Annotated in this window: 3 protein-coding genes; all 3 read right to left on the bottom strand. The window is 57.1% G+C overall.

Features of this window, described 5'->3' with window-relative positions:
• The coding region (locus IDH41_RS30920) for an ABC transporter substrate-binding protein (RefSeq protein ID WP_317890854.1) at positions 1-392 on the bottom strand (392 nt) is incomplete at its 3' end.
• A gap of 180 nt (positions 393-572) precedes the next feature.
• Positions 573-1,631, bottom strand: coding sequence for a GntR family transcriptional regulator (locus IDH41_RS30915; protein WP_190868199.1), 1,059 nt, complete (start codon positions 1,629-1,631; stop codon positions 573-575).
• Positions 1,632-2,274: 643 nt separating this feature from the next.
• Positions 2,275-3,063, bottom strand: a 789-nt coding sequence (locus IDH41_RS30910) for an extracellular solute-binding protein (RefSeq protein WP_190868197.1), incomplete at its 5' end; no start/stop codon positions are given.

The following is a 3,063-nucleotide window of genomic DNA, read 5'->3' as shown; positions in this document are numbered from 1 at the left end:
AGGTTCTGGATCGTCCCCGCCTCCGCGAATTTGAAAAACTGCGGCCCCGACACGTAGAACACGTCCGGCGTCTTGCCCGACGCCACCAGCGTCGACAGCTTCTGGTTGTATTCCGCCGGCGGTACGCTCGTATATTCCACCTTCACGTTCGGGTATTTCGTTTCGTACGACTTGATCAGCTTCGTGAATATATCCTTCTCCTGCGGGCTGCCGTGGCCCATGAACGAAATTTTCACCTGCTCCTTCGGCGCGTTCGCCGCGTTGTCCGGCGCATCGCCCGCATTTCCCCCCGCATTGTTATTCGTTCCTCCGCCCGACGAGCAAGCGGCTAGCAGCACGCCCATGCCTAGCAGGAGCGTAAGCCCCGACTTTACCAACCTGTTGTTCCTCACGATTCGACTCCTCCTTTTTTATGGTCGACGTACAGCAAGTCTCGCTGTAAGCGCTTTACCTTATAGGCACCATTATAAGTTATATTGTTATATGTTTATATACTAAATACAATATAAAAAACACCTTTGTGCGGCCTTGGCTTGGCACATAAGGTGTTTGACTTGTTTTCGCGATGCGCCTTACTTCTTCGTGAATTGAACCGGTATGACGATGCGCTGCGGATCGTACTCGCCCTCCAGCTGGGCATGAAGCAGCTCGACGGTCACTTTGCAAATCTCGTCTTCGTCCTGCTGCAAATACGAGACGTCCTGGAAGTCGGGGCGGTCGAAGCAGACGAGCTCCATGTCGTCCGGCACCGATTTTTTCAGCCGCTTGGCCGCATAGTACGTGTAGTTGGTCAGCTCGACGTTCACGACAAAAGCGGCCGTGACGCCCGGGCGCTCGCTCATGAAATTTTCGATGATCGACTGGGCGCAGCCGTTCGTAATATCCTCGATTTTCAGGAAGCACCACAGATCCTTGTTGATCGGCAGCTTTCTCGCCAAATACGCTTTCTCGAAGCCCCCCAGCCGCTCCTCGGTCGCCGTGTTCGTAATTTCCGGGGTAATGAGCGCGATCTGCTCGTGACCGCGGTCCAGCAAGTACGCGATGGCCTCCTCGGTGCCGTTCACGTTGTCCGAGCTGACGCTGTAGGTCCGGATTTCCTTCAGAAACCGGTCGATCAGCACATGCGGGAACTTGTCGAGCGACAGGCGCAATATGCTTTCGTTGTAGCGTTCCTTCTCCGTCGGAAAAATGATGAGCCCGCGCACGCCGGCCGCGACCATCGATTCGATCGCCGCGCTCTCCTCCGACTGCGACTCCCGCGTAATCCGCACCTGCAGGCTGTAGCCGCTTGCCGTGACGTACTTCTCGACCGAGTCGAGAATTTTTTGATCGACCTTCGTTTTCATGCAGGGCAGGATCAGCCCGATGACGCCCCGGCCTCCGGCAGGAAGACCCGCTTCGCCGCCGGCGTCGCCGCTTTGCCGCACGAACGTTCCTTTGCCCTGGACGCGCACGAGCACGCCTTCGTCCGCCAGGCCGATCAGCGCGTTCTTGCTCGTGATCTGGCTGACCCGGTACAGCTCGGCCAGCTCCTTCTCCGATGGGACGCGGTCCCCCGGACGAAGCTTTCCTGATTTGATTTGCCCTAAAAGATCGACTTGAATCTGCTTGTACAAGGGATGATTTTTCATGCCGCTTCCCCAATCATATATTAATATATATAAATATACTAAATTAATTCCATTCTGTCAGCAACTATTGTTGCTAGAGTTGCGCGATAGGGCTGAGCGCAGCGCGAGCAAGGACGCGAAGGCGTGGCGAGCGTGAGCAAGCAAGGCCGCGGGGGCGCGGATAGGAGGCACCGTTCCGCATTGTTATCGCAATAGTGAAGCATCTTCACTAATTAGTGAGCCCAAGCTCACAGATTAAGCTTGGATTGGTACGAATAGGCGAGTTAATGAGGCAAACCTCACTCCCCGTGAAGGAAGCCTCATGAGGAATGAGGTTTACCTCACTGTTTCAACCGACCCACTGCGACAGACGCGAAAACAGTGAGGGCTGCCTCACTATTTTATGAGGTTGCCTCATTAATTACCTCATCTGAAGGAGGCTGGCTCCTTTTCGCACGCTTTCCAAATAAGCATCGCCTGGAACCGTCTGTTGGCTTATGAGCCTAGCCAGTAGCACTCTGACCTACCTAGATACACTTGAGCCTGACTGTGGCCAACTTGCAAACGGACATCCACGGAGAAGATTGACGCCATAACAAAGGAAGCCGCACCGCAAGGTCGACAACCAACCTCGCGGCGCGGCTTCCGCCTGCGCATTAACGCTTTACTTGTTGCCTTTGTCGTACAGCTCCTGCAGCTTCGGCTGCATTTCCTTCGCCCAATCGGCGGCCGTCATTTTGCCGTCGTACACTTTGCCGGCCTCCTGCCACATCGTGTCGATCCACTTCGTATCCTTCGAGCCGAACTCGATCGTCGGATGCCCATAATCCTCGATGATGTCCAGGAACACCTTGCGGTTCGCCGGCGCCTTGTCGTACGACGCGAACTCGCCCTTCGCCATGTCGATCAGGTTCGGCACCGCCTGCCCGAGCTCGTAGTTCTGCTTCTGCCCTTCCTTGTCCAGCGCCAGATACGCCGCCAGGTTGAACGCCTCCTGCGCGTGCTTCGTCTTGCTCGACACCGCGTAGCCCATCGATCCGAGCCATGTGCCCGCCTTGCCCGTCTCCGGGTGGACCGGCCACGCCGCCACGTCCCACTCGAACGGCAAATCCCAGAACGCCGGCTGATCCCACGGACCCATCGGGAACATGCCTACCTTGCCCGCCACGAACCGCGAGTACGCGTTCATCGCCTTCTCGTCCTCCGGCGACGGCGCCACGTTATGCTTCAGCCGCAAATCCGCCACCCACTGCATCGCGCTCGCGAACTCCGGCGTATCGATCGTAATCGTGCCCGTCTTGTAGTCGATGAAGTCGCCTCCCGCGGCCCATACCGCGCCTTCCACCGAGAAGTTCGCGCCGCCGTACACGTCGATCTTGCCGTCGCCGTTCTCGTCCTTCGTCAGCTTCTTCGCCGCTTCGAGCCAGTCGTCCCACGTCCAGCCGCCCACTTC

The sequence above is a fragment of the Paenibacillus arenilitoris genome (assembly GCF_014705655.1).
Taxonomy (GTDB): domain Bacteria; phylum Bacillota; class Bacilli; order Paenibacillales; family Paenibacillaceae; genus Pristimantibacillus; species Pristimantibacillus arenilitoris.
Note: the sequence above shows the minus strand (reverse complement) of the source record. Positions and strands in the feature narration are given on the sequence as shown.